Source organism: Streptomyces anatolicus, from assembly GCF_019400875.1.
GTDB lineage: Bacteria > Actinomycetota > Actinomycetes > Streptomycetales > Streptomycetaceae > Streptomyces > Streptomyces anatolicus.
The window spans coordinates 12,778-34,418 of record NZ_WMBF01000009.1; the positions used below are offsets into that span (position 1 = coordinate 12,778).

At 65.5% G+C, this 21,641-nt stretch carries 24 protein-coding genes; all 24 read left to right on the forward strand.

Going from position 1 to position 21,641, the window contains the following annotated elements; genetic code table 11:
* The first annotated feature begins 406 nt into the window (after positions 1-406).
* Entirely contained in the window at positions 407-3,892 is a 3,486-nt protein-coding gene (rpoB, locus tag GKQ77_RS02375) for a DNA-directed RNA polymerase subunit beta (RefSeq protein ID WP_125514464.1), read from the forward strand.
* Positions 3,893-3,990: 98 nt separating this feature from the next.
* The gene (locus GKQ77_RS02380) at positions 3,991-7,905 is read left to right on the forward strand and encodes a DNA-directed RNA polymerase subunit beta' (protein ID WP_125514465.1); all 3,915 of its coding nucleotides are present in this window, start codon (positions 3,991-3,993) and stop codon (positions 7,903-7,905) included.
* A 343-nt stretch (positions 7,906-8,248) separates the two neighbouring features.
* Positions 8,249-8,620, forward strand: coding sequence for a 30S ribosomal protein S12 (gene rpsL / locus GKQ77_RS02385; RefSeq protein ID WP_003948652.1), 372 nt, complete (start codon positions 8,249-8,251; stop codon positions 8,618-8,620).
* 2 nt (positions 8,621-8,622) lie between these two features.
* A complete protein-coding gene (gene rpsG, locus GKQ77_RS02390; RefSeq protein WP_003974303.1) occupies positions 8,623-9,093 on the forward strand; it encodes a 30S ribosomal protein S7 in 471 nt (156 codons plus the stop codon).
* A 39-nt stretch (positions 9,094-9,132) separates the two neighbouring features.
* Entirely contained in the window at positions 9,133-11,259 is a 2,127-nt protein-coding gene (gene fusA / locus GKQ77_RS02395) for an elongation factor G (protein ID WP_125514472.1), read from the forward strand.
* A gap of 143 nt (positions 11,260-11,402) precedes the next feature.
* The gene (tuf, locus tag GKQ77_RS02400) at positions 11,403-12,596 is read left to right on the forward strand and encodes an elongation factor Tu (protein ID WP_219686918.1); all 1,194 of its coding nucleotides are present in this window, start codon (positions 11,403-11,405) and stop codon (positions 12,594-12,596) included.
* 521 nt (positions 12,597-13,117) lie between these two features.
* A complete protein-coding gene (rpsJ, locus tag GKQ77_RS02405) occupies positions 13,118-13,426 on the forward strand; it encodes a 30S ribosomal protein S10 (RefSeq protein WP_003948644.1) in 309 nt (102 codons plus the stop codon).
* A 14-nt stretch (positions 13,427-13,440) separates the two neighbouring features.
* Positions 13,441-14,085 (forward strand): 50S ribosomal protein L3, encoded by a 645-nt coding sequence (gene rplC, locus GKQ77_RS02410; RefSeq protein ID WP_030782583.1) that lies wholly within the window; start codon positions 13,441-13,443, stop codon positions 14,083-14,085.
* A gap of 8 nt (positions 14,086-14,093) precedes the next feature.
* On the forward strand, positions 14,094-14,747 hold the full coding sequence (gene rplD, locus GKQ77_RS02415; protein ID WP_219686919.1) for a 50S ribosomal protein L4: 654 nt from the start codon (positions 14,094-14,096) through the stop codon (positions 14,745-14,747).
* Positions 14,747-15,166 carry a 50S ribosomal protein L23 gene (gene rplW / locus GKQ77_RS02420; protein WP_219686920.1) on the forward strand — a complete coding sequence of 140 codons (420 nt, stop codon included), beginning with the start codon at positions 14,747-14,749 and terminating at the stop codon, positions 15,164-15,166. Before rplD ends, rplW begins: the two co-directional genes overlap by 1 nt.
* A gap of 39 nt (positions 15,167-15,205) precedes the next feature.
* Positions 15,206-16,042: a 50S ribosomal protein L2 gene (rplB, locus tag GKQ77_RS02425; RefSeq protein ID WP_055698225.1), complete on the forward strand. Its 837-nt coding sequence runs from the start codon at positions 15,206-15,208 to the stop codon at positions 16,040-16,042.
* Positions 16,043-16,054: 12 nt separating this feature from the next.
* Complete coding sequence (gene rpsS / locus GKQ77_RS02430) at positions 16,055-16,336, forward strand: 30S ribosomal protein S19 (RefSeq protein WP_125514475.1); 282 nt, start codon at positions 16,055-16,057, stop codon at positions 16,334-16,336.
* Positions 16,337-16,378: 42 nt separating this feature from the next.
* Positions 16,379-16,726, forward strand: coding sequence for a 50S ribosomal protein L22 (rplV, locus tag GKQ77_RS02435; RefSeq protein WP_004571827.1), 348 nt, complete (start codon positions 16,379-16,381; stop codon positions 16,724-16,726).
* The gene (gene rpsC / locus GKQ77_RS02440; protein ID WP_125514476.1) at positions 16,726-17,568 is read left to right on the forward strand and encodes a 30S ribosomal protein S3; all 843 of its coding nucleotides are present in this window, start codon (positions 16,726-16,728) and stop codon (positions 17,566-17,568) included. Before rplV ends, rpsC begins: the two co-directional genes overlap by 1 nt.
* A 5-nt stretch (positions 17,569-17,573) precedes the next feature.
* A complete protein-coding gene (gene rplP / locus GKQ77_RS02445; RefSeq protein WP_030782563.1) occupies positions 17,574-17,993 on the forward strand; it encodes a 50S ribosomal protein L16 in 420 nt (139 codons plus the stop codon).
* Positions 17,993-18,217, forward strand: coding sequence for a 50S ribosomal protein L29 (gene rpmC / locus GKQ77_RS02450; RefSeq protein ID WP_005481220.1), 225 nt, complete (start codon positions 17,993-17,995; stop codon positions 18,215-18,217). The genes rplP and rpmC overlap by 1 nt, the downstream gene beginning before the upstream one ends.
* A complete protein-coding gene (gene rpsQ / locus GKQ77_RS02455) occupies positions 18,217-18,501 on the forward strand; it encodes a 30S ribosomal protein S17 (protein WP_125514477.1) in 285 nt (94 codons plus the stop codon). Before rpmC ends, rpsQ begins: the two co-directional genes overlap by 1 nt.
* A 130-nt stretch (positions 18,502-18,631) precedes the next feature.
* Positions 18,632-19,000 carry a 50S ribosomal protein L14 gene (gene rplN, locus GKQ77_RS02460; RefSeq protein ID WP_003974257.1) on the forward strand — a complete coding sequence of 123 codons (369 nt, stop codon included), beginning with the start codon at positions 18,632-18,634 and terminating at the stop codon, positions 18,998-19,000.
* Positions 19,001-19,002: 2 nt separating this feature from the next.
* Entirely contained in the window at positions 19,003-19,326 is a 324-nt protein-coding gene (rplX, locus tag GKQ77_RS02465) for a 50S ribosomal protein L24 (RefSeq protein WP_030685463.1), read from the forward strand.
* On the forward strand, positions 19,326-19,883 hold the full coding sequence (gene rplE, locus GKQ77_RS02470; RefSeq protein WP_125514478.1) for a 50S ribosomal protein L5: 558 nt from the start codon (positions 19,326-19,328) through the stop codon (positions 19,881-19,883). Before rplX ends, rplE begins: the two co-directional genes overlap by 1 nt.
* A gap of 5 nt (positions 19,884-19,888) precedes the next feature.
* Positions 19,889-20,074 (forward strand): type Z 30S ribosomal protein S14, encoded by a 186-nt coding sequence (locus GKQ77_RS02475; RefSeq protein ID WP_003956452.1) that lies wholly within the window; start codon positions 19,889-19,891, stop codon positions 20,072-20,074.
* 219 nt (positions 20,075-20,293) lie between these two features.
* Complete coding sequence (rpsH, locus tag GKQ77_RS02480; protein ID WP_018528360.1) at positions 20,294-20,692, forward strand: 30S ribosomal protein S8; 399 nt, start codon at positions 20,294-20,296, stop codon at positions 20,690-20,692.
* 21 nt (positions 20,693-20,713) lie between these two features.
* Complete coding sequence (gene rplF, locus GKQ77_RS02485; protein WP_125514479.1) at positions 20,714-21,253, forward strand: 50S ribosomal protein L6; 540 nt, start codon at positions 20,714-20,716, stop codon at positions 21,251-21,253.
* A 3-nt stretch (positions 21,254-21,256) separates the two neighbouring features.
* Entirely contained in the window at positions 21,257-21,640 is a 384-nt protein-coding gene (gene rplR, locus GKQ77_RS02490; RefSeq protein ID WP_219686921.1) for a 50S ribosomal protein L18, read from the forward strand.
* The last annotated feature ends 1 nt before the right edge of the window (position 21,641 follow it).

The window sequence follows — 21,641 nt, forward strand, 5'->3', positions numbered from 1 at the left end:
TCCGAGCGGCCCGTGACGGTGACGCTCTCAGGGCCAAGTCGGGGCAAGGGGGGCCTTGACGAACCGCACGCAGCGCGCAATTCTCAGGACGCGTCGTCACAACGATCCGCATCCGAGGCATGGATCGGTGGCGAAGAGGGCAGTATCGATGTGCATCGAGGGCGTGGCTTGCAGCAGGGGTTGAGAAAAACGAGGGTCTCCCAGAACCCGCACTGGACATCAGTGGGCCTACTGGCTACACTGACCCTTTGCGCTGCCTGTTAGCTGCCTCCTGCCCGTCACCAGGGGCATGACCATGCTTGAGCACTGTGGACCGGATCTTCCCTGACCTGGGATTTTCTGTCCCTGTGTCCCGCCTGGGACCGGTACGCGCGTAGTGAGTCCGAGCCCTCGGAAGGACCCCCTCTTGGCCGCCTCGCGCACTGCCTCGACCGCGAATACGAACAACGGCGCCAGCACCGCCCCGCTGCGCATTTCCTTTGCAAAGATCAAGGAGCCCCTCGAGGTTCCGAACCTTCTTGCGCTGCAGACCGAGAGCTTTGACTGGCTGCTCGGCAACGACGCGTGGAAGGCTCGTGTCGAGGCGGCTCTTGAAAGCGGACAGGACGTCCCCACCAAGTCCGGTCTGGAGGAGATCTTCGAGGAGATCTCCCCGATCGAGGACTTCTCCGGGTCGATGTCCCTGACGTTCCGCGACCACCGCTTCGAGCCTCCCAAGAACTCGATCGACGAGTGCAAGGAGCGCGACTTCACGTTCGCCGCCCCGCTCTTCGTCACCGCCGAGTTCACCAACAACGAGACCGGCGAGATCAAGTCCCAGACGGTCTTCATGGGCGACTTCCCGCTCATGACCAACAAGGGCACCTTCGTCATCAACGGCACCGAGCGTGTCGTCGTGTCGCAGCTGGTCCGTTCGCCGGGTGTCTACTTCGATTCCTCGATCGACAAGACGTCCGACAAGGACATCTTCTCCGCCAAGATCATCCCGTCCCGGGGTGCCTGGCTGGAGATGGAGATCGACAAGCGCGACATGGTCGGTGTGCGCATCGACCGCAAGCGCAAGCAGTCGGTCACCGTTCTGCTCAAGGCTCTCGGTTGGACGACCGAGCAGATCCTCGAGGAGTTCGGCGAGTACGAGTCCATGCGCGCCACCCTGGAGAAGGACCACACCCAGGGCCAGGACGACGCGCTGCTCGACATCTACCGCAAGCTCCGTCCGGGCGAGCCGCCGACCCGTGAGGCCGCTCAGACGCTGCTCGAGAACCTCTACTTCAACCCCAAGCGCTACGACCTCGCGAAGGTCGGCCGCTACAAGGTCAACAAGAAGCTGGGTGCGGACGCTCCGCTCGACGCGGGCATCCTCACGGTCGAGGACATCATCGCCTCGATCAAGTACCTGGTGAAGCTGCACGCCGGTGAGACCGAGACCGTTGGCGACAGCGGTACGTCGATCGTCGTCGAGACCGACGACATCGACCACTTCGGCAACCGCCGTCTGCGCAACGTCGGCGAGCTCATCCAGAACCAGGTCCGCACGGGTCTGGCTCGTATGGAGCGCGTCGTCCGCGAGCGCATGACGACCCAGGACGTCGAGGCGATCACGCCGCAGACCCTGATCAACATTCGCCCGGTCGTGGCGTCGATCAAGGAATTCTTCGGCACCTCGCAGCTGTCGCAGTTCATGGACCAGAACAACCCGCTGTCGGGTCTCACCCACAAGCGCCGTCTGTCGGCGCTTGGCCCGGGTGGTCTCTCCCGTGAGCGGGCCGGCTTCGAGGTCCGTGACGTGCACCCGTCTCACTACGGCCGCATGTGCCCCATCGAGACGCCCGAAGGCCCGAACATCGGTCTGATCGGTTCGCTCGCCTCCTACGGCCGCGTCAACGCGTTCGGCTTCGTCGAGACGCCGTACCGCAAGGTCGTCGAGGGCCAGGTCACCGACGACGTCGACTACCTGACGGCCGACGAGGAGGACCGCTTCGTCATCGCGCAGGCCAACGCGCCGCTGACGGACGACCTCCACTTCGCCGAGGCCCGCGTCCTGATCCGCCGCCGTGGCGGCGAGATCGACTACGTGCCCGGCACGGACGTCGACTACATGGACGTCTCGCCGCGCCAGATGGTGTCCGTCGCGACCGCGATGATCCCCTTCCTGGAGCACGACGACGCCAACCGTGCCCTCATGGGCGCGAACATGATGCGTCAGGCCGTGCCGCTGATCACCGCCGAGGCCCCCCTCGTCGGCACCGGCATGGAGTACCGCTGCGCGGTCGACGCCGGTGACGTGATCAAGGCCGAGAAGGCGGGTGTGGTCCAGGAGGTCTCCGCGGACTACGTCACCGTCACCAACGACGACGGCACGTACACCACGTACCGCATCGCCAAGTTCTCCCGGTCGAACCAGGGCACCTCCGTCAACCAGAAGGTTGTCGTCGACGAGGGCGCCCGCGTGATCGAGGGCCAGGTCCTGGCCGACGGTCCCGCGACCGAAGAGGGCGAGATGGCCCTCGGCAAGAACCTGCTCGTGGCGTTCATGCCCTGGGAGGGTCACAACTACGAGGACGCGATCATCCTGTCGCAGCGCCTCGTGCAGGACGACGTCCTCTCCTCGATCCACATCGAGGAGCACGAGGTCGACGCCCGTGACACCAAGCTCGGCCCGGAGGAGATCACCCGGGACATCCCGAACGTCTCCGAGGAGGTCCTCGCCGACCTCGACGAGCGCGGCATCATCCGCATCGGTGCCGAGGTCGTCGCCGGCGACATCCTCGTCGGCAAGGTCACGCCCAAGGGTGAGACCGAGCTGACCCCCGAGGAGCGCCTGCTCCGCGCGATCTTCGGTGAGAAGGCGCGCGAGGTGCGCGACACCTCGCTGAAGGTGCCGCACGGTGAGATCGGCAAGGTCATCGGCGTCCGCGTCTTCGACCGCGAAGAGGGCGACGAGCTGCCCCCGGGCGTCAACCAGCTGGTCCGTGTCTACGTGGCCCAGAAGCGCAAGATCACCGACGGTGACAAGCTCGCCGGCCGCCACGGCAACAAGGGTGTTATCTCGAAGATCCTTCCGATCGAGGACATGCCGTTCCTCGAGGACGGAACTCCGGTCGACATCATCCTCAACCCGCTGGGTGTGCCGTCCCGAATGAACCCGGGACAGGTCCTCGAGATCCACCTCGGCTGGCTCGCCAGCCGCGGCTGGGACGTCTCCGGCCTCGGTGACGAGTGGGCGCAGCGCCTCCAGGCCATCGGCGCCGACAAGGTCGACCCCGGCACGAACGTCGCCACCCCCGTCTTCGACGGTGCGCGTGAGGACGAGCTGGCCGGCCTGCTCCAGCACACGATCCCGAACCGCGACGGCGAGCGCATGGTGCTCCCCTCCGGCAAGGCGCAGCTGTTCGACGGCCGCTCCGGCGAGCCGTTCCCGGACCCGATCTCGGTCGGGTACATGTACATCCTCAAGCTGCACCACCTGGTCGACGACAAGCTGCACGCGCGTTCGACCGGTCCGTACTCGATGATCACCCAGCAGCCGCTGGGTGGTAAGGCCCAGTTCGGTGGTCAGCGCTTCGGTGAGATGGAGGTGTGGGCGCTTGAGGCTTATGGCGCCGCGTACGCCCTCCAGGAGCTCCTGACGATCAAGTCCGACGACGTGACCGGCCGCGTGAAGGTCTACGAGGCCATCGTCAAGGGCGAGAACATCCCCGAGCCCGGCATCCCTGAGTCCTTCAAGGTGCTCATCAAGGAAATGCAGTCGCTCTGCCTCAACGTGGAGGTGCTGTCCTCGGACGGCATGTCCATCGAGATGCGCGACACCGACGAGGACGTCTTCCGCGCGGCGGAGGAGCTCGGCATCGACCTGTCCCGGCGCGAGCCGAGCAGCGTCGAAGAGGTCTGACGGGTCTGGTCGGGGCCTCCTCGTGAGGCCCCGGCCCTGCCCCGGACCCGTACAGACCATGATTGAGACTCGACCCCGAAAGAGGGATTGACGACAAAGTGCTCGACGTCAACTTCTTCGACGAGCTGCGGATCGGCCTTGCCACCGCGGACGACATCCGACAGTGGTCCCACGGCGAGGTCAAGAAGCCGGAGACCATCAACTACCGCACGCTCAAGCCCGAGAAGGACGGACTCTTCTGCGAGAAGATCTTCGGCCCGACCCGGGACTGGGAGTGCTACTGCGGCAAGTACAAGCGTGTCCGCTTCAAGGGCATCATCTGTGAGCGCTGTGGCGTAGAGGTCACCCGCGCCAAGGTGCGCCGCGAGCGGATGGGCCACATTGAGCTGGCCGCTCCCGTCACCCACATCTGGTACTTCAAGGGCGTCCCCTCGCGCCTGGGCTACCTCCTCGACCTCGCCCCGAAGGACCTCGAGAAGGTCATCTACTTCGCGGCGTACATGATCACGTTCGTGGACGAGGAGCGTCGCACCCGCGACCTGCCGTCCCTGGAGGCGCACGTCTCCGTAGAGCGTCAGCAGATCGAGAACCGTCGCGACTCCGACCTGGAGGCCCGCGCCAAGAAGCTCGAGACCGACCTGGCCGAGCTCGAGGCCGAGGGCGCCAAGGCCGACGTGCGCCGCAAGGTGCGCGAAGGCGCCGAGCGCGAGATGAAGCAGCTGCGCGACCGTGCCCAGCGCGAGATCGACCGTCTCGACGAGGTGTGGAACCGCTTCAAGAACCTCAAGGTCCAGGACCTCGAGGGCGACGAGCTGCTCTACCGCGAGCTGCGTGACCGCTTCGGCACGTACTTCGACGGCTCCATGGGTGCCGCTGCCCTGCAGAAGCGCCTGGAGTCCTTCGACCTCGACGAGGAGGCCGAGCGCCTCCGCGAGATCATCCGTACCGGCAAGGGCCAGAAGAAGACCCGTGCGCTCAAGCGCCTCAAGGTCGTCTCCGCGTTCCTGCAGACCAGCAACAGCCCCAAGGGCATGGTGCTCGACTGCGTGCCGGTCATCCCGCCGGACCTGCGTCCGATGGTGCAGCTGGACGGTGGCCGCTTCGCGACCTCCGACCTGAACGACCTGTACCGCCGCGTGATCAACCGCAACAACCGCCTGAAGCGGCTTCTCGACCTCGGCGCGCCCGAGATCATCGTGAACAACGAGAAGCGCATGCTCCAGGAGGCCGTCGACGCCCTCTTCGACAACGGTCGTCGTGGTCGCCCGGTCACCGGTCCCGGTAACCGCCCGCTGAAGTCCCTGAGCGACATGCTCAAGGGCAAGCAGGGCCGCTTCCGTCAGAACCTTCTCGGCAAGCGTGTGGACTACTCCGCGCGTTCCGTGATCGTCGTCGGTCCGCAGCTGAAGCTGCACCAGTGTGGTCTGCCCAAGGCCATGGCGCTGGAGCTCTTCAAGCCGTTCGTGATGAAGCGCCTGGTCGACCTGAACCACGCGCAGAACATCAAGAGCGCCAAGCGGATGGTCGAGCGCGGCCGCACGGTCGTGTACGACGTCCTCGAAGAGGTCATCGCCGAGCACCCGGTTCTGCTGAACCGTGCGCCCACGCTGCACCGCCTCGGCATCCAGGCCTTCGAGCCGCAGCTGGTCGAGGGCAAGGCCATCCAGATCCACCCGCTCGTCTGCACCGCGTTCAACGCGGACTTCGACGGTGACCAGATGGCCGTGCACCTGCCGCTCTCCGCGGAGGCGCAGGCCGAGGCCCGCATCCTGATGCTGTCCTCGAACAACATCCTGAAGCCCGCCGACGGTCGTCCGGTGACGATGCCGACCCAGGACATGGTCCTCGGTCTGTTCTTCCTGACCACCGACGGTGAGCTGCGTGACACCAAGGGCGAGGGCCGCGCGTTCGGTTCCACCGCCGAGGCGATGATGGCGTTCGACGCCGGGGAGCTCGCTCTCCAGTCGTCCGTCGACATCCGCTTCCCGGTGGGCACCATCCCGCCGCGCGGCTGGACCCCGCCGGTCAGCGCCGAGGGCGAGGACTTCGGCGACGAGCGTGCCTACCAGCCGGGTGACAGCTTCCGGCTGCGTACGTCGCTGGGCCGCGCGCTCTTCAACGAGCTGCTGCCCGAGGACTACCCCTTCGTCGACTACTCGGTCGGCAAGAAGCAGCTCTCCGAGATCGTCAACGACCTCGCCGAGCGCTACCCCAAGGTCATCGTGGCGGCGACGCTCGACAACCTGAAGGCGGCGGGCTTCTACTGGGCGACCCGTTCCGGTGTCACCGTGGCCATCTCCGATGTCGTCGTGCCCGAGGCCAAGAAGGCCATCGTCAAGGGCTACGAGGAGCAGGACGAGAAGGTCCAGAAGCAGTACGAGCGCGGTCTGATCACCAAGGACGAGCGCACGCAGGAGCTCATCGCGATCTGGACCAAGGCGACCAACGAGGTCGCCGAGGCGATGAACGCGAACTTCCCCAAGACGAACCCCATCTTCATGATGGTTGACTCGGGTGCCCGAGGAAACATGATGCAGATGCGTCAGATCGCCGGTATGCGTGGTCTGGTGTCGAACGCGAAGAACGAGACCATCCCGCGTCCGATCAAGGCCTCGTTCCGTGAGGGCCTGACCGTTCTCGAGTACTTCATCTCCACCCACGGTGCCCGTAAGGGTCTGGCGGACACGGCTCTCCGTACCGCCGACTCCGGTTACCTCACCCGTCGTCTGGTCGACGTCTCCCAGGACGTCATCATTCGCGAGGAGGACTGTGGCACCGAGCGCGGTCTGAAGCTGAAGATCGCGGTCAAGGGCGAGGACGGTGTGCTCCGCAAGACGGAGAACGTCGAGACCTCGGTCTACGCCCGCATGCTGGCCGAGGACGTCGTCATCGACGGCAAGGTCATCGCGCCGGCCAACGTGGACCTCGGTGACGTGCTCATCGACGCCCTGGTCGCCAACGGCGTCGAGGAGGTCAAGACCCGCTCGGTCCTGACCTGTGAGTCCGCGGTCGGCACCTGTGCCTTCTGCTACGGCCGCTCGCTCGCCACCGGCAAGCTGGTCGACATCGGTGAGGCGGTCGGCATCATCGCCGCCCAGTCCATCGGTGAGCCCGGTACCCAGCTGACGATGCGTACCTTCCACACCGGTGGTGTGGCCGGTGACGACATCACCCAGGGTCTGCCCCGTGTCGTCGAGCTCTTCGAGGCTCGTACGCCGAAGGGTGTCGCCCCGATCTCCGAGGCCGCGGGCCGTGTCCGCATCGAGGAGACCGAGAAGACCAAGAAGATCGTCGTCACCCCGGACGACGGCAGCGACGAGACGGCGTTCCCGATCTCGAAGCGTGCCAAGGTCCTGGTGCGTGAGGGTGACCACGTCGAGGTGGGCCAGAAGCTCACCTTCGGTGCCACCAACCCGCACGACGTGCTGCGGATCCTCGGCCAGCGCGCGGTCCAGGTCCACCTGGTCGGCGAAGTCCAGAAGGTCTACAACAGCCAGGGCGTGTCGATCCACGACAAGCACATCGAGATCATCATCCGGCAGATGCTGCGCCGTGTGACGATCATCGAGTCCGGCGACGCGGAGCTGCTGCCGGGCGAGCTGGTCGAGCGTTCGAAGTTCGAGACCGAGAACCGTCGTGTGGTCACCGAGGGCGGTCACCCCGCCTCCGGCCGTCCGCAGCTGATGGGTATCACCAAGGCCTCGCTGGCGACGGAGTCCTGGCTGTCGGCCGCCTCCTTCCAGGAGACGACCCGAGTGCTGACGGACGCGGCGATCAACGCCAAGTCCGACAGCCTCATCGGCCTCAAGGAGAACGTCATCATCGGTAAGCTCATCCCGGCCGGTACGGGCCTGTCCCGCTACCGCAACATCCGGGTGGAGCCGACCGAGGAGGCCAAGGCCGCGATGTACTCGGCCGTCGGCTACGACGACATCGACTACTCCCCGTTCGGCACGGGCTCCGGCCAGGCCGTTCCGCTGGAGGACTACGACTACGGTCCGTACAACCAGTAAGCGGTAGTACGTCCCTTTAGGGGCGTAGCAGGCGCCCACAGGGCGGTCACTCCTCGCGGGGTGGCCGCCCTGTGTCGTATGTTGCAGCCGGGTGTGTCCCCCGCGTGGGCATTTGTTTTGACCAGAGGCGATGAGGTAGGTACGCTCAGACCTTGTGCCTGGGGTGTGCCTGGGCTCGTGCGCGTGTCTTCAACCGCATCACGGGTCCGTCAACAAGGCCACCGCAATCTGCGCCCCCCTCCGCCTTGCGGCGGGAGTCTGCAGCATTCGACACACCCGACCGCGTGGGTCGGGGACGTTCCAGGTTAGCTTTACTATTCGGCACACAGAAACCGGAGAAGTAGTGCCTACGATCCAGCAGCTGGTCCGGAAGGGCCGGCAGGACAAGGTCGAGAAGAACAAGACGCCCGCACTTGAGGGTTCGCCCCAGCGCCGTGGCGTCTGCACGCGTGTGTTCACGACCACCCCGAAGAAGCCGAACTCGGCCCTCCGTAAGGTCGCGCGTGTGCGTCTGACCTCCGGGATCGAGGTTACGGCCTACATTCCGGGTGAGGGACACAACCTGCAGGAGCACTCCATCGTGCTCGTGCGTGGTGGCCGTGTGAAGGACCTGCCTGGTGTTCGCTACAAGATCATCCGCGGTTCCCTCGACACCCAGGGTGTCAAGAACCGCAAGCAGGCCCGCAGCCGCTACGGCGCCAAGAAGGAGAAGTAAGAATGCCTCGTAAGGGCCCCGCCCCGAAGCGCCCGGTCATCATCGACCCGGTCTACGGTTCTCCTCTGGTGACCTCCCTCATCAACAAGGTGCTGCTGAACGGCAAGCGCTCCACCGCCGAGCGCATCGTGTACGGCGCCATGGAGGGCCTGCGCGAGAAGACCGGCAACGACCCGGTCATCACGCTGAAGCGCGCGCTTGAGAACATCAAGCCGACCCTCGAGGTCAAGTCCCGCCGCGTCGGTGGCGCCACGTACCAGGTGCCGATCGAGGTCAAGCCCGGTCGTGCCAACACCCTGGCGCTGCGCTGGCTCGTCGGTTACTCCCGCGCCCGTCGCGAGAAGACCATGACCGAGCGTCTGCTCAACGAGCTCCTCGACGCCTCCAACGGCCTCGGTGCCGCTGTGAAGAAGCGCGAGGACACCCACAAGATGGCCGAGTCCAACAAGGCCTTCGCGCACTACCGCTGGTAGTCGCTACCCACATCGAGACCGAGAGAAGACTGAGCCGACATGGCTACCACTTCACTTGACCTGGCCAAGGTGCGCAACATCGGCATCATGGCTCACATCGACGCGGGCAAGACGACGACCACCGAGCGGATCCTGTTCTACACCGGTGTCTCGTACAAGATCGGTGAGGTCCACGACGGCGCCGCCACGATGGACTGGATGGAGCAGGAGCAGGAGCGTGGCATCACGATCACCTCTGCTGCCACCACCTGTCACTGGCCGCTGAACGACGTCGACCACACCATCAACATCATCGACACCCCGGGCCACGTCGACTTCACCGTCGAGGTGGAGCGTTCGCTGCGCGTGCTCGACGGTGCCGTGACGGTGTTCGACGGCGTCGCCGGCGTTGAGCCCCAGTCCGAGACCGTGTGGCGTCAGGCGGACCGCTACGGCGTCCCGCGCATCTGCTTCGTCAACAAGCTCGACCGCACGGGTGCCGAGTTCCACCGCTGCGTCGACATGATCGTCGACCGCCTCGGTGCGACCCCCCTCGTCATGCAGCTGCCCATCGGCGCGGAGGCTGACTTCAAGGGCGTCGTCGACCTCGTCACCATGAAGGCCTTCGTCTGGTCCGCCGAGACCAAGATGGGCGAGGCCTACGACATCGTCGACATCCCCGACACGCACACCGAGGCTGCCGAGGAGTACCGCGGCAAGCTGCTCGAGGCCGTCGCGGAGAACGACGAAGAGATGATGGAGCTGTACCTCGAGGGCCAGGAGCCCACGGTGGACCAGCTGTACGCGGCGATCCGTCGCATCACCATCGCCTCCGGCAAGGGCGGCGACACCACCGTCACCCCCGTCTTCTGTGGCACCGCGTTCAAGAACAAGGGCGTCCAGCCCCTGCTCGACGCGGTCGTGCGCTACCTGCCCTCCCCCCTGGACGTCGAGGCCATCGAGGGCCACGACGTCAAGGACCCGGAGCTGGTCGTCAAGCGCAAGCCGTCCGACGACGAGCCGCTGTCGGCCCTCGCGTTCAAGATCGCGAGCGACCCGCACCTCGGCAAGCTCACCTTCGTCCGGATCTACTCCGGTCGCCTGGACGCCGGCACCGCGGTGCTGAACTCCGTCAAGGGCAAGAAGGAGCGCATCGGCAAGATCTACCGCATGCACGCGAACAAGCGTGAGGAGATCGACTCGGTGGGCGCCGGTGACATCGTCGCCGTCATGGGCCTGAAGCAGACCACCACGGGTGAGACGCTCTCCGACGACAAGAACCCGGTGATCCTGGAGTCCATGGACTTCCCGGCGCCGGTCATCGAGGTCGCCATCGAGCCGAAGTCCAAGGGCGACCAGGAGAAGCTGGGTGTCGCCATCCAGCGTCTCTCGGAGGAGGACCCCTCCTTCCGCGTGCACTCGGACGAGGAGACCGGCCAGACCATCATCGGTGGTATGGGCGAGCTTCACCTCGAGGTGCTCGTCGACCGCATGAAGCGCGAGTTCCGCGTCGAGGCGAACGTCGGCAAGCCGCAGGTGGCCTACCGCGAGACGATCCGCAAGGCCGTCGAGCGCGTGGACTTCACCCACAAGAAGCAGACCGGTGGTACCGGTCAGTTCGCGAAGGTGCAGATCGCGATCGAGCCCATCGAGGGCGGCGACGCGTCGTACGAGTTCGTGAACAAGGTCACCGGTGGCCGCATCCCCAAGGAGTACATCCCCTCGGTGGACGCGGGTGCTCAGGAGGCCATGCAGTTCGGCATCCTGGCGGGCTACGAGATGACGGGCGTCCGCGTCACGCTCATCGACGGCGCCTACCACGAGGTCGACTCCTCCGAGCTCGCCTTCAAGATCGCCGGTTCGCAGGCCTTCAAGGAGGCCGCGCGCAAGGCCAGCCCCGTGCTGCTCGAGCCGATGATGGCCGTCGAGGTCACCACGCCCGAGGACTACATGGGCGATGTCATCGGTGACATCAACTCCCGCCGTGGCCAGATCCAGGCCATGGAGGAGCGCAGCGGCGCTCGCGTCGTGAAGGGCCTCGTGCCCCTCTCGGAGATGTTCGGCTACGTCGGAGACCTCCGCAGCAAGACGTCGGGTCGCGCAAGCTACTCAATGCAGTTCGACTCCTACGCCGAGGTTCCGCGGAACGTCGCCGAGGAGATCATCGCGAAGGCCAAGGGCGAGTAACTCACCCCAGTTAACGCTTTAGGCTTGACACCATCCGCCGGGGTTCGACCCCGCAGGGCGAGAACCCCGGCGGCTGGCTTCCCAGCAAAGATCACCTGGCGCCGATGAAGCAAGGCGTACAGAACCACTCCCAGGAGGACCCAGTGGCGAAGGCGAAGTTCGAGCGGACTAAGCCGCACGTCAACATCGGCACCATCGGTCACATTGACCACGGTAAGACGACCCTCACGGCCGCCATTACCAAGGTGCTGCATGACGCGTACCCCGACCTGAACGAGGCCTCGGCCTTCGACCAGATCGACAAGGCTCCCGAGGAGCGCCAGCGCGGTATCACGATCTCCATCGCGCACGTCGAGTACCAGACGGAGACGCGTCACTACGCCCACGTCGACTGCCCCGGTCACGCGGACTACATCAAGAACATGATCACGGGTGCGGCGCAGATGGACGGCGCCATCCTCGTGGTCGCCGCCACCGACGGCCCGATGCCGCAGACCAAGGAGCACGTGCTCCTGGCCCGCCAGGTCGGCGTTCCGTACATCGTCGTCGCCCTGAACAAGGCCGACATGGTGGACGACGAGGAGATCCTGGAGCTCGTCGAGCTCGAGGTCCGTGAGCTCCTCTCCGAGTACGAGTTCCCGGGCGACGACCTGCCGGTCGTCAAGGTCTCGGCGCTCAAGGCCCTCGAGGGCGACGAGGAGTGGGGCAAGTCCATCCTCGAGCTGATGAAGGCCGTCGACGAGAACATCCCGCAGCCCGAGCGTGACGTCGACAAGCCGTTCCTGATGCCGATCGAGGACGTCTTCACGATCACCGGTCGTGGCACCGTCGTCACCGGTCGTATCGAGCGCGGTGTCCTCAAGGTCAACGAGACCGTTGACATCGTGGGCATCAAGCAGGAGAAGACCACCACCACGGTCACCGGCATCGAGATGTTCCGCAAGCTGCTCGACGAGGGCCAGGCCGGTGAGAACGTCGGTCTGCTCCTCCGTGGCATCAAGCGCGAGGACGTCGAGCGCGGCCAGGTCATCATCAAGCCCGGTTCGGTCACGCCGCACACCGAGTTCGAGGCCCAGGCCTACATCCTGTCGAAGGACGAGGGTGGCCGTCACACCCCCTTCTTCAACAACTACCGCCCGCAGTTCTACTTCCGCACCACGGACGTGACCGGCGTCGTGACCCTCCCCGAGGGCACCGAGATGGTCATGCCGGGCGACAACACTGAGATGACCGTTGAGCTCATCCAGCCCGTCGCGATGGAAGAGGGCCTGAAGTTCGCCATCCGTGAGGGTGGCCGGACCGTCGGCGCCGGCCAGGTCACCAAGATCAACAAGTAAGCTTCCCGCTTGCTCGCTGATCGGGGAGACCCGGTCGCTCTGAACTGAGCGCAGCGAGGAGCCCCGTCCACCTCCGGGTGGGCGGGGCTCTTTGCGTACGCGGTGTAGGTCGTGGCAGCTTGACAGCTCGTCCCGATTGGCCTTCGGCGTGCCCCGTATGGCACACTGTTCAGGTTGCTCGGTTGAGTGCCGATGCTGTGCGCCTCCCGCCGGGAGGACCGGAAGCGAGTCCCACAGTACTCGTCGCCTTATCTGTCGAGGGCCCTGAAAAGCCCGCAGGCAGCGCTTGGGCGGAAGTACGGGAATCTTTCGGGAAGTGCGGTGCGGTGGCTCGGCCAGGCGCCCGGTGGGTTTCTTCCCCCGGACCCGCGGTCATCAGGGCCGCAGCCCCTAGCAGGGAAATTCCTTCGGGAAATCTGTGTGAGCGGGACTGCGACACGCCCGACCGCGTGGGTCGGAGGAAGTAGAAAAAAGGGCCTTCCGGGGCCAGAGCGTTCGAGACAAAGGACTACTAAGTAGCCATGGCGGGACAGAAGATCCGCATCCGGCTCAAGGCCTACGACCACGAGGTCATCGACTCTTCGGCGAAGAAGATCGTCGAGACGGTGACTCGCACTGGTGCGTCGGTCGCAGGCCCGGTGCCGCTGCCCACTGAGAAGAACGTGTACTGCGTCATCAAGTCGCCGCACAAGTACAAGGACTCGCGCGAGCACTTCGAGATGCGCACGCACAAGCGCCTGATCGACATCCTCGACCCCACCCCCAAGACCGTTGACTCGCTGATGCGCCTGGACCTTCCGGCCGGCGTTGACATCGAGATCAAGCTCTGAAGGGCGAGCGAGAGATGACCAAGCAGATCAAGGGCATCCTGGGCGAGAAGCTCGGCATGACCCAGGTCTGGGACGAGAACAACCGTGTCGTCCCGGTGACCGTGGTCAAGGCCGGACCCTGCGTCGTTACCCAGGTCCGTACGAATGACAGCGACGGCTACGAGTCGGTCCAGATCGCCTTCGGCGAGATCGACCCGCGCAAGGTGAACAAGCCCCTCAAGGGCCACTTCGCCAAGGCCGACGTGACCCCCCGTCGCCACCTCGTCGAGATCCGTACCGCTGGTGCCAGCGAGTACACCCTCGGCCAGGAGCTGACTGCCGAGACGTTCGAGGCCGGTATCAAGGTCGACGTCACCGGCAAGAGCAAGGGCAAGGGCTTCGCCGGTGTGATGAAGCGTCACAACTTCCACGGCGGCAAGGCCTCCCACGGTGCCCACCGCGTGCACCGCAAGCCCGGTTCCATCGGTGGCTGTGCCACCCCCGGCCGTGTCTTCAAGGGCATGCGCATGGCGGGTCGCATGGGCAACGAGCGGGTCACCACCCAGAACCTGACCGTCCACGCCGTTGACGCGGAGAAGGGTCTGCTGCTCATCAAGGGCGCGGTCCCCGGTCCGAACGGCGGCCTCGTCCTGGTCCGTACCGCGGCCAAGGGGGCCTGAGGTAACCCATGAGCACCATTGACATCCTTTCGCCGGCAGGCGACAAGACCGGGACGGTCGAGCTCCCCGCGGAGATCTTCGACGTCGAGAAGATCAGCATCCCGCTGCTTCACCAGGTCGTCGTCGCGCAGCTGGCCGCGGCCCGTCAGGGCACGCACAAGACCAAGACCCGCGGTGAAGTCCGTGGTGGTGGCCGCAAGCCGTACCGCCAGAAGGGCACCGGCCGCGCGCGCCAGGGTTCGACCCGTGCGCCGCAGTTCGCCGGCGGTGGCGTCGTCCACGGCCCGCAGCCGCGTGACTACTCGCAGCGCACTCCCAAGAAGATGAAGGCTGCCGCTCTGCGTCACGCCCTCACCGACCGGGCGCGCAACTCCCGCATCCACGTCGTCTCCGGCGTGGTCGAGGGCGAGATCTCGACGAAGGCCGCGAAGAGCCTGCTCGGCAAGGTCAGTGAGCGCAAGAACGTGCTCCTGGTCATCGAGCGCTCGGACGAGCTTTCGCTGCTCTCCGCCCGCAACCTGCCCCAGGTGCACATCCTGGAGCCGGGCCAGCTGAACACGTACGACGTGCTCGTCTCGGACGACGTGGTCTTCACCAAGGCCGCCTTCGAGTCCTTCGTGTCTGGCCCCAAGGCCGATGAGACCGAAGGGAGCGAAGCCTGATGGCTATTCGTCACCAGAGCATCGCGTCCAAGGCTGCGAAGGCCGCCAAGGCCGCGCGTATCGCCAAGGCGAAGCGCATCGCGACCGAGGGCAAGATCGCTGTTGAGCCCACCCCGCTGAGCAAGTCCTTCTCGGACCCGCGCGACGTCCTCGTCAAGCCGGTCGTCTCCGAGAAGTCGTACGCGCTGCTCGACGAGGGCAAGTACACGTTCATCGTGGCCCCCGGCTCCAACAAGACCCAGATCAAGCAGGCCGTCGAGGCGGTCTTCTCGGTCAAGGTCACCGGAGTCAACACGATCAACCGTCAGGGCAAGCGCAAGCGCACCAAGTCTGGTTTCGGCAAGCGTGCCGACACCAAGCGCGCGATTGTGACCCTTGCTGAGGGCGACCGTATCGACATCTTCGGCCAGGCCTCCTAACGGAGCGCCCTGGTCCGAATATCGGACGAGGACTGAGAAATGGGAATCCGCAAGTACAAGCCGACTACGCCGGGCCGTCGTGGCTCCAGCGTCGCCGACTTCGTCGAGGTAACGCGGTCCACGCCGGAGAAGTCGCTGGTTCGCCCGCTGCACAGCAAGGGCGGCCGTAACAACGCCGGTCGGATCACCGTTCGCCACCAGGGTGGCGGACACAAGCGCGCCTACCGCGTCATCGACTTCCGTCGTCACGACAAGGACGGCGTGCCGGCGAAGGTCGCGCACATCGAGTACGACCCCAACCGCACCGCGCGCATCGCGCTGCTGCACTACGCGGACGGCGAGAAGCGCTACATCCTCGCCCCGCGCGGCACGCAGCAGGGTGACCGGATTGAGAGCGGCCCTGGCGCCGACATCAAGCCCGGCAACAACATGGCGCTGCGCAACATCCCGGTGGGTACGACCATCCACGCCATCGAGCTGCGGCCCGGCGGCGGCGCGAAGTTCGCCCGCTCCGCGGGTGCCTCCGTGCAGCTGCTCGCGAAGGAAGGCGCCATGGCGCACCTTCGTATGCCGTCCGGTGAGATCCGTCTGGTCGACGTCCGCTGCCGCGCCACCATTGGCGAGGTCGGCAACGCCGAGCAGTCGAACATCAACTGGGGCAAGGCCGGCCGCATGCGCTGGAAGGGCGTCCGCCCGACCGTGCGTGGTGTCGTGATGAACCCGGTCGACCACCCGCACGGTGGTGGCGAAGGCAAGACCTCCGGTGGTCGTCACCCGGTCTCGCCGTGGGGCAAGAAGGAGGGTCGTACTCGTGATCGCAACAAGGCGAGCAACAAGTACATCGTCCGTCGCCGCAAGTCGAACAAGAAGCGCTAGGAGCGGGTTTAGATGCCGCGCAGTCTCAAGAAGGGGCCCTTCGTCGACGACCACCTCGTAAAGAAGGTGGACGTCCAGAACGAAGCCGGCACCAAGAACGTCATCAAGACCTGGTCCCGTCGCTCGATGATCATTCCCAGCATGCTGGGTCACACGATCGCGGTGCACAACGGCAAGACCCACATCCCGGTGTTCGTCACCGAGTCGATGGTCGGCCACAAGCTCGGCGAGTTCTCGCCGACTCGCACCTTCCGCGGCCACGTCAAGGACGACCGGAAGTCGAAGCGCCGCTAGCGCGGGGTGGAAACGACTATGACTAACACCGAAGGGACAACCATGGAAGCCAGGGCCCAGGCGCGGTACATCCGCGTCACGCCCATGAAGGCCCGCCGCGTGGTGGACCTCATCCGTGGCATGGATGCCACGGAGGCTCAGGCGGTCCTGCGTTTCGCCCCGCAGGCCGCGAGCGTGCCGGTCGGCAAGGTGCTGGACAGCGCCATTGCCAACGCCGCGCACAACTACGACCACACCGACGCCTCTTCGCTGGTCATCAGCGAGGCGTACGTGGATGAGGGCCCGACCCTGAAGCGGTTCCGTCCGCGTGCTCAGGGCCGTGCCTACCGGATCCGTAAGCGGACCAGCCACATCACCGTGGTCGTCAGCAGCAAGGAAGGAACCCGGTAATGGGCCAGAAGGTAAACCCGCACGGGTTCCGGCTCGGTGTCACGACCGACTTCAAGTCGCGTTGGTACGCCGACAAGCTGTACAAGGACTACGTCAAGGAAGACGTCGCCATCCGTCGGATGATGACGTCCGGCATGGAGCGCGCCGGTATCTCGAAGGTGGAGATCGAGCGCACCCGTGACCGTGTGCGTGTGGACATCCACACCGCGCGTCCCGGCATCGTCATCGGCCGCCGTGGCGCCGAGGCCGACCGCATCCGCGGTGACCTCGAGAAGCTCACGGGCAAGCAGGTCCAGCTGAACATCCTCGAGGTCAAGAACCCCGAGGTCGACGCTCAGCTCGTGGCCCAGGCCGTGGCGGAGCAGCTGTCCTCCCGCGTCTCCTTCCGCCGTGCCATGCGCAAGAGCATGCAGTCGGCGATGAAGGCGGGCGCCAAGGGCATCAAGATCCAGTGTGGTGGCCGTCTCGGCGGCGCCGAGATGTCCCGGTCCGAGTTCTACCGCGAGGGTCGTGTGCCGCTGCACACGCTGCGCGCGAACGTGGACTACGGCTTCTTCGAGGCCAAGACCACCTTCGGCCGTATCGGCGTGAAGGTCTGGATCTACAAGGGCGACGTCAAGAACATCGCCGAGGTCCGCGCCGAGAACGCCGCGGCCCGTGCGGGTAACCGCCCGGCCCGTGGTGGCGGCAACGACCGCCCGGCCCGTGGTGGCCGTGGTGGCGAGCGTGGCGGCCGCGGCCGCAAGCCGCAGCAGCAGTCCGCGCCGGCTGCCGAGGCCCCCAAGGCCGACGCTCCCGCCGCCGCTGCCGCTCCGGCTGAGAGCACCGGAACGGAGGCCTGACCGAAATGCTGATCCCCCGTAGGGTCAAGCACCGCAAGCAGCACCACCCGAAGCGCCGTGGTCAGGCCAAGGGCGGTACGACGGTTGCGTTCGGCGAGTACGGCATTCAGGCCCTCACGCCGGCGTACGTGACCAACCGCCAGATCGAGGCGGCTCGTATCGCGATGACCCGCCACATCAAGCGTGGCGGCAAGGTCTGGATCAACATCTACCCGGACCGCCCGCTGACCAAGAAGCCTGCCGAGACCCGCATGGGTTCCGGTAAGGGTTCGCCTGAGTGGTGGGTCGCGAACGTTCACCCGGGTCGGGTGATGTTCGAGCTGTCCTACCCGAACGAGAAGATTGCTCGTGAGGCGCTTACCCGCGCTGCTCACAAGCTTCCGATGAAGTGCCGCATCGTCCGGCGCGAGGCAGGTGAGTCGTGATGTCGGCCGGTACCAAGGCTTCCGAGCTGCGCGAGCTGGGCGACGAGGAGCTTCTCAACAAGCTCCGCGAAGCCAAGGAAGAGCTGTTCAACCTCCGCTTCCAGGCGGCGACGGGCCAGCTCGAGAACCACGGTCGGCTCAAGGCCGTCCGTAAGGACATCGCGCGGATCTACACCCTGATGCGTGAGCGCGAGCTGGGCATCGAGACGGTGGAGAGCGCCTGATGAGCGAGAGCAACGTGACTGAGAACACCGAGACCCGCGGATTCCGCAAGACCCGTGAGGGTCTGGTCGTCAGCGACAAGATGGACAAGACCGTCGTCGTCGCCGTCGAGGACCGCGTCAAGCACGCGCTGTACGGCAAGGTCATCCGCCGTACGAACAAGCTCAAGGCGCACGACGAGCAGAACGCTGCCGGCGTCGGCGACCGCGTCCTCCTGATGGAGACGCGTCCGCTGTCCGCCACCAAGCGCTGGCGCATCGTCGAGATCCTCGAGAAGGCCAAGTAGGTAATTCCCGCAAGGGAATTCCAATAAGTACAGCTCCGAGGGGCACCCCCCTCGGAGTTCGTTCCGCCAGGCTCCCGGGGCAGTTCAGTGAACTGCCCCGGGGGAACCGGCAGACAAACAGGAGATAGACGTGATCCAGCAGGAGTCGCGACTGCGCGTCGCCGACAACACGGGTGCGAAGGAAATTCTCACCATCCGTGTTCTCGGTGGCTCGGGTCGCCGCTACGCGGGCATCGGTGACGTCATCGTCGCCACCGTCAAGGACGCGATCCCCGGTGGCAACGTGAAGAAGGGTGACGTCGTCAAGGCGGTCATCGTTCGCACCGTCAAGGAGCGCCGCCGTCCGGACGGCTCGTACATCCGCTTCGACGAGAACGCCGCCGTCATTCTGAAGAACGACGGCGACCCTCGCGGCACCCGTATCTTCGGCCCCGTCGGCCGTGAGCTGCGCGAGAAGAAGTTCATGAAGATCATCTCGCTCGCGCCGGAGGTGCTGTAAGCATGAAGATCAAGAAGGGCGACCTGGTTCAGGTCATCACCGGTAAGGACAAGGGCAAGCAGGGCAAGGTCATTGCCGCTTACCCGCGCGAGGAGCGCGTCCTGGTCGAGGGTGTCAACCGGGTCAAGAAGCACACGAAGGCCGGCCCGACCGCCAGCGGCTCGCAGGCCGGCGGCATCGTGACCACCGAGGCCCCCGTCCACGTCTCCAACGTCCAGCTGGTCGTGGAGAAGGACGGCAACAAGGTTGTCACGCGTGTCGGTTACCGCTTCGACGACGAGGGCAACAAGATCCGCGTTGCCAAGCGGACGGGTGAGGACATCTGATGACGACCACCACCACTCCGCGTCTCAAGACGAAGTACCGCGAGGAGATCGCGGGCAAGCTGCGTGAGGAGTTCTCGTACGAGAACGTCATGCAGATCCCCGGCCTCGTCAAGATCGTGGTCAACATGGGTGTCGGCGACGCCGCCCGTGACTCGAAGCTGATCGACGGCGCCATCCGCGACCTCACCACGATCACCGGCCAGAAGCCGGCCGTGACGAAGGCCCGGAAGTCCATCGCGCAGTTCAAGCTGCGCGAGGGTCAGCCGATCGGCTGCCACGTCACGCTCCGTGGCGACCGCATGTGGGAGTTCCTGGACCGCACCCTGTCGCTCGCGCTGCCGCGCATCCGCGACTTCCGTGGTCTGTCCCCCAAGCAGTTCGACGGCCGTGGCAACTACACCTTCGGTCTCACGGAGCAGGTCATGTTCCACGAGATCGACCAGGACAAGATCGACCGCGTCCGGGGTATGGACATCACCGTGGTCACCACGGCGACCAACGACGACGAGGGCCGTGCCCTCCTTCGTCACCTCGGCTTCCCGTTCAAGGAGGCGTAAGCGAGATGGCGAAGAAGGCTCTGATTGCCAAGGCTGCTCGTAAGCCCAAGTTCGGTGTGCGCGCGTACACCCGCTGCCAGCGCTGCGGCCGTCCGCACTCCGTGTACCGCAAGTTCGGCCTGTGCCGCGTGTGCCTTCGTGAGATGGCTCACCGTGGCGAGCTGCCGGGCGTGACCAAGAGCTCCTGGTAGTCCTGCCCCTCAAGGGTTTTTAGGACTCCTGGATCTCTCGGTAAGTAAAGGGTCGGCAGAGGCCCACCCCTTCATGGCTTAGGCTAGGAGGGTTGGGCGTCTGCCGCCCTGACCGACTTACTACGCCGTAGGTCCCCGCGCCGCACCCGTCCCGCCTCTGAGTGGGGAGAGGGATGGCGCAGATAGGAAACCCCGGCGAGAGAGGCCGAAGGCCAATTCATGACCATGACTGATCCGATCGCGGACATGCTGACTCGTCTGCGTAACGCGAACTCGGCGTACCACGACACCGTGGCGATGCCGCACAGCAAGATCAAGTCTCACATCGCGGAGATCCTCCAGCAGGAGGGCTTCATCACGGGCTGGAAGGTCGAGGACGCCGAGGTTGGCAAGAACCTCGTTCTCGAGCTGAAGTTCGGCCCGAACCGTGAGCGCTCCATCGCGGGCATCAAGCGGATCTCCAAGCCCGGTCTCCGGGTTTACGCGAAGTCCACCAACCTGCCGAAGGTCCTCGGCGGCCTGGGCGTGGCGATCATCTCCACGTCGCACGGTCTCCTGACCGGACAGCAGGCAGGCAAGAAGGGCGTAGGTGGGGAAGTCCTCGCCTACGTCTGGTAGTCGGGAACGGAGGAATAGCTAATGTCGCGTATTGGCAAGCTCCCCATCACGGTTCCCGCCGGCGTGGACGTCACCATCGACGGCCAGACGGTCGCGGTCAAGGGTCCCAAGGGCACCCTGAGCCACACCGTCGTCGCGCCGATCGAGATCGCTAAGGGTGAGGACGGCGTTCTGAACGTCACCCGCCCGAACGACGAGCGTCAGAACAAGGCCCTCCACGGCCTGTCCCGCACGCTGGTGGCGAACATGATCACCGGCGTGACCCAGGGTTACGTGAAGAAGCTCGAAATCAGTGGTGTCGGTTACCGCGTCCTGGCGAAGGGCTCCAACCTGGAGTTCTCGCTCGGCTACAGCCACCCGATCCTGATCGAGGCGCCCGAGGGCATCTCCTTCAAGGTCGAATCGGCGACCAAGTTCTCGGTCGAGGGCATCGACAAGCAGAAGGTCGGCGAGGTTGCGGCCAACATCCGCAAGCTGCGCAAGCCCGACCCGTACAAGGCCAAGGGCGTCAAGTACGAAGGCGAAGTCATCCGCCGCAAGGTCGGAAAGGCGGGTAAGTAAGCCATGGCATACGGTGTCAAGATTGCTAAGGGCGACGCTTACAAGCGTGCTGCCATCAAGCGTCGTCACATCCGCATCCGTAAGCACATCTCGGGTACGGCTGAGCGTCCGCGCCTGGTCGTGACGCGCTCCAACCGCCACATCGTGGCCCAGGTCATCGACGACATCAAGGGTCACACCCTTGCGTCGGCGTCGACCCTGGACTCCACGATCCGCGGCGCCGAGGGCGACAAGTCCGCGCAGGCCAAGTCGGTCGGCGCCCTGGTCGCCGAGCGCGCCAAGGCCGCCGGTGTCGAGACTGTCGTGTTCGACCGTGGTGGTAACCAGTACGCCGGGCGCATCGCCGCCCTGGCGGACGCCGCCCGCGAAGCCGGACTCAAGTTCTGAG

Bases quoted from the DNA above. Each gene is read 5' to 3' on its own strand.
- fusA (WP_125514472.1), top strand. From the start codon at position 9,133: ATGGCTACCACTTCACTTGACCTGGCCAAGGTGCGCAACATCGGCATC.
- rplR (WP_219686921.1), top strand. From the start codon at position 21,257: ATGGCATACGGTGTCAAGATTGCTAAGGGCGACGCTTACAAGCGTGCT.
- rplD (WP_219686919.1), top strand. From the start codon at position 14,094: ATGAGCACCATTGACATCCTTTCGCCGGCAGGCGACAAGACCGGGACG.
- GKQ77_RS02475 (WP_003956452.1), top strand. From the start codon at position 19,889: ATGGCGAAGAAGGCTCTGATTGCCAAGGCTGCTCGTAAGCCCAAGTTC.
- rpmC (WP_005481220.1), top strand. From the start codon at position 17,993: ATGTCGGCCGGTACCAAGGCTTCCGAGCTGCGCGAGCTGGGCGACGAG.
- rplX (WP_030685463.1), top strand. From the start codon at position 19,003: ATGAAGATCAAGAAGGGCGACCTGGTTCAGGTCATCACCGGTAAGGAC.
- rplP (WP_030782563.1), top strand. From the start codon at position 17,574: ATGCTGATCCCCCGTAGGGTCAAGCACCGCAAGCAGCACCACCCGAAG.
- rplE (WP_125514478.1), top strand. From the start codon at position 19,326: ATGACGACCACCACCACTCCGCGTCTCAAGACGAAGTACCGCGAGGAG.
- rplC (WP_030782583.1), top strand. From the start codon at position 13,441: ATGACCAAGCAGATCAAGGGCATCCTGGGCGAGAAGCTCGGCATGACC.
- rpsC (WP_125514476.1), top strand. From the start codon at position 16,726: ATGGGCCAGAAGGTAAACCCGCACGGGTTCCGGCTCGGTGTCACGACC.
- rpsG (WP_003974303.1), top strand. From the start codon at position 8,623: ATGCCTCGTAAGGGCCCCGCCCCGAAGCGCCCGGTCATCATCGACCCG.
- rplB (WP_055698225.1), top strand. From the start codon at position 15,206: ATGGGAATCCGCAAGTACAAGCCGACTACGCCGGGCCGTCGTGGCTCC.
- rplV (WP_004571827.1), top strand. From the start codon at position 16,379: ATGGAAGCCAGGGCCCAGGCGCGGTACATCCGCGTCACGCCCATGAAG.
- rpsQ (WP_125514477.1), top strand. From the start codon at position 18,217: ATGAGCGAGAGCAACGTGACTGAGAACACCGAGACCCGCGGATTCCGC.
- rpsS (WP_125514475.1), top strand. From the start codon at position 16,055: ATGCCGCGCAGTCTCAAGAAGGGGCCCTTCGTCGACGACCACCTCGTA.
- rplF (WP_125514479.1), top strand. From the start codon at position 20,714: ATGTCGCGTATTGGCAAGCTCCCCATCACGGTTCCCGCCGGCGTGGAC.
- rpsH (WP_018528360.1), top strand. From the start codon at position 20,294: ATGACCATGACTGATCCGATCGCGGACATGCTGACTCGTCTGCGTAAC.
- rplW (WP_219686920.1), top strand. From the start codon at position 14,747: ATGGCTATTCGTCACCAGAGCATCGCGTCCAAGGCTGCGAAGGCCGCC.
- rpsJ (WP_003948644.1), top strand. From the start codon at position 13,118: ATGGCGGGACAGAAGATCCGCATCCGGCTCAAGGCCTACGACCACGAG.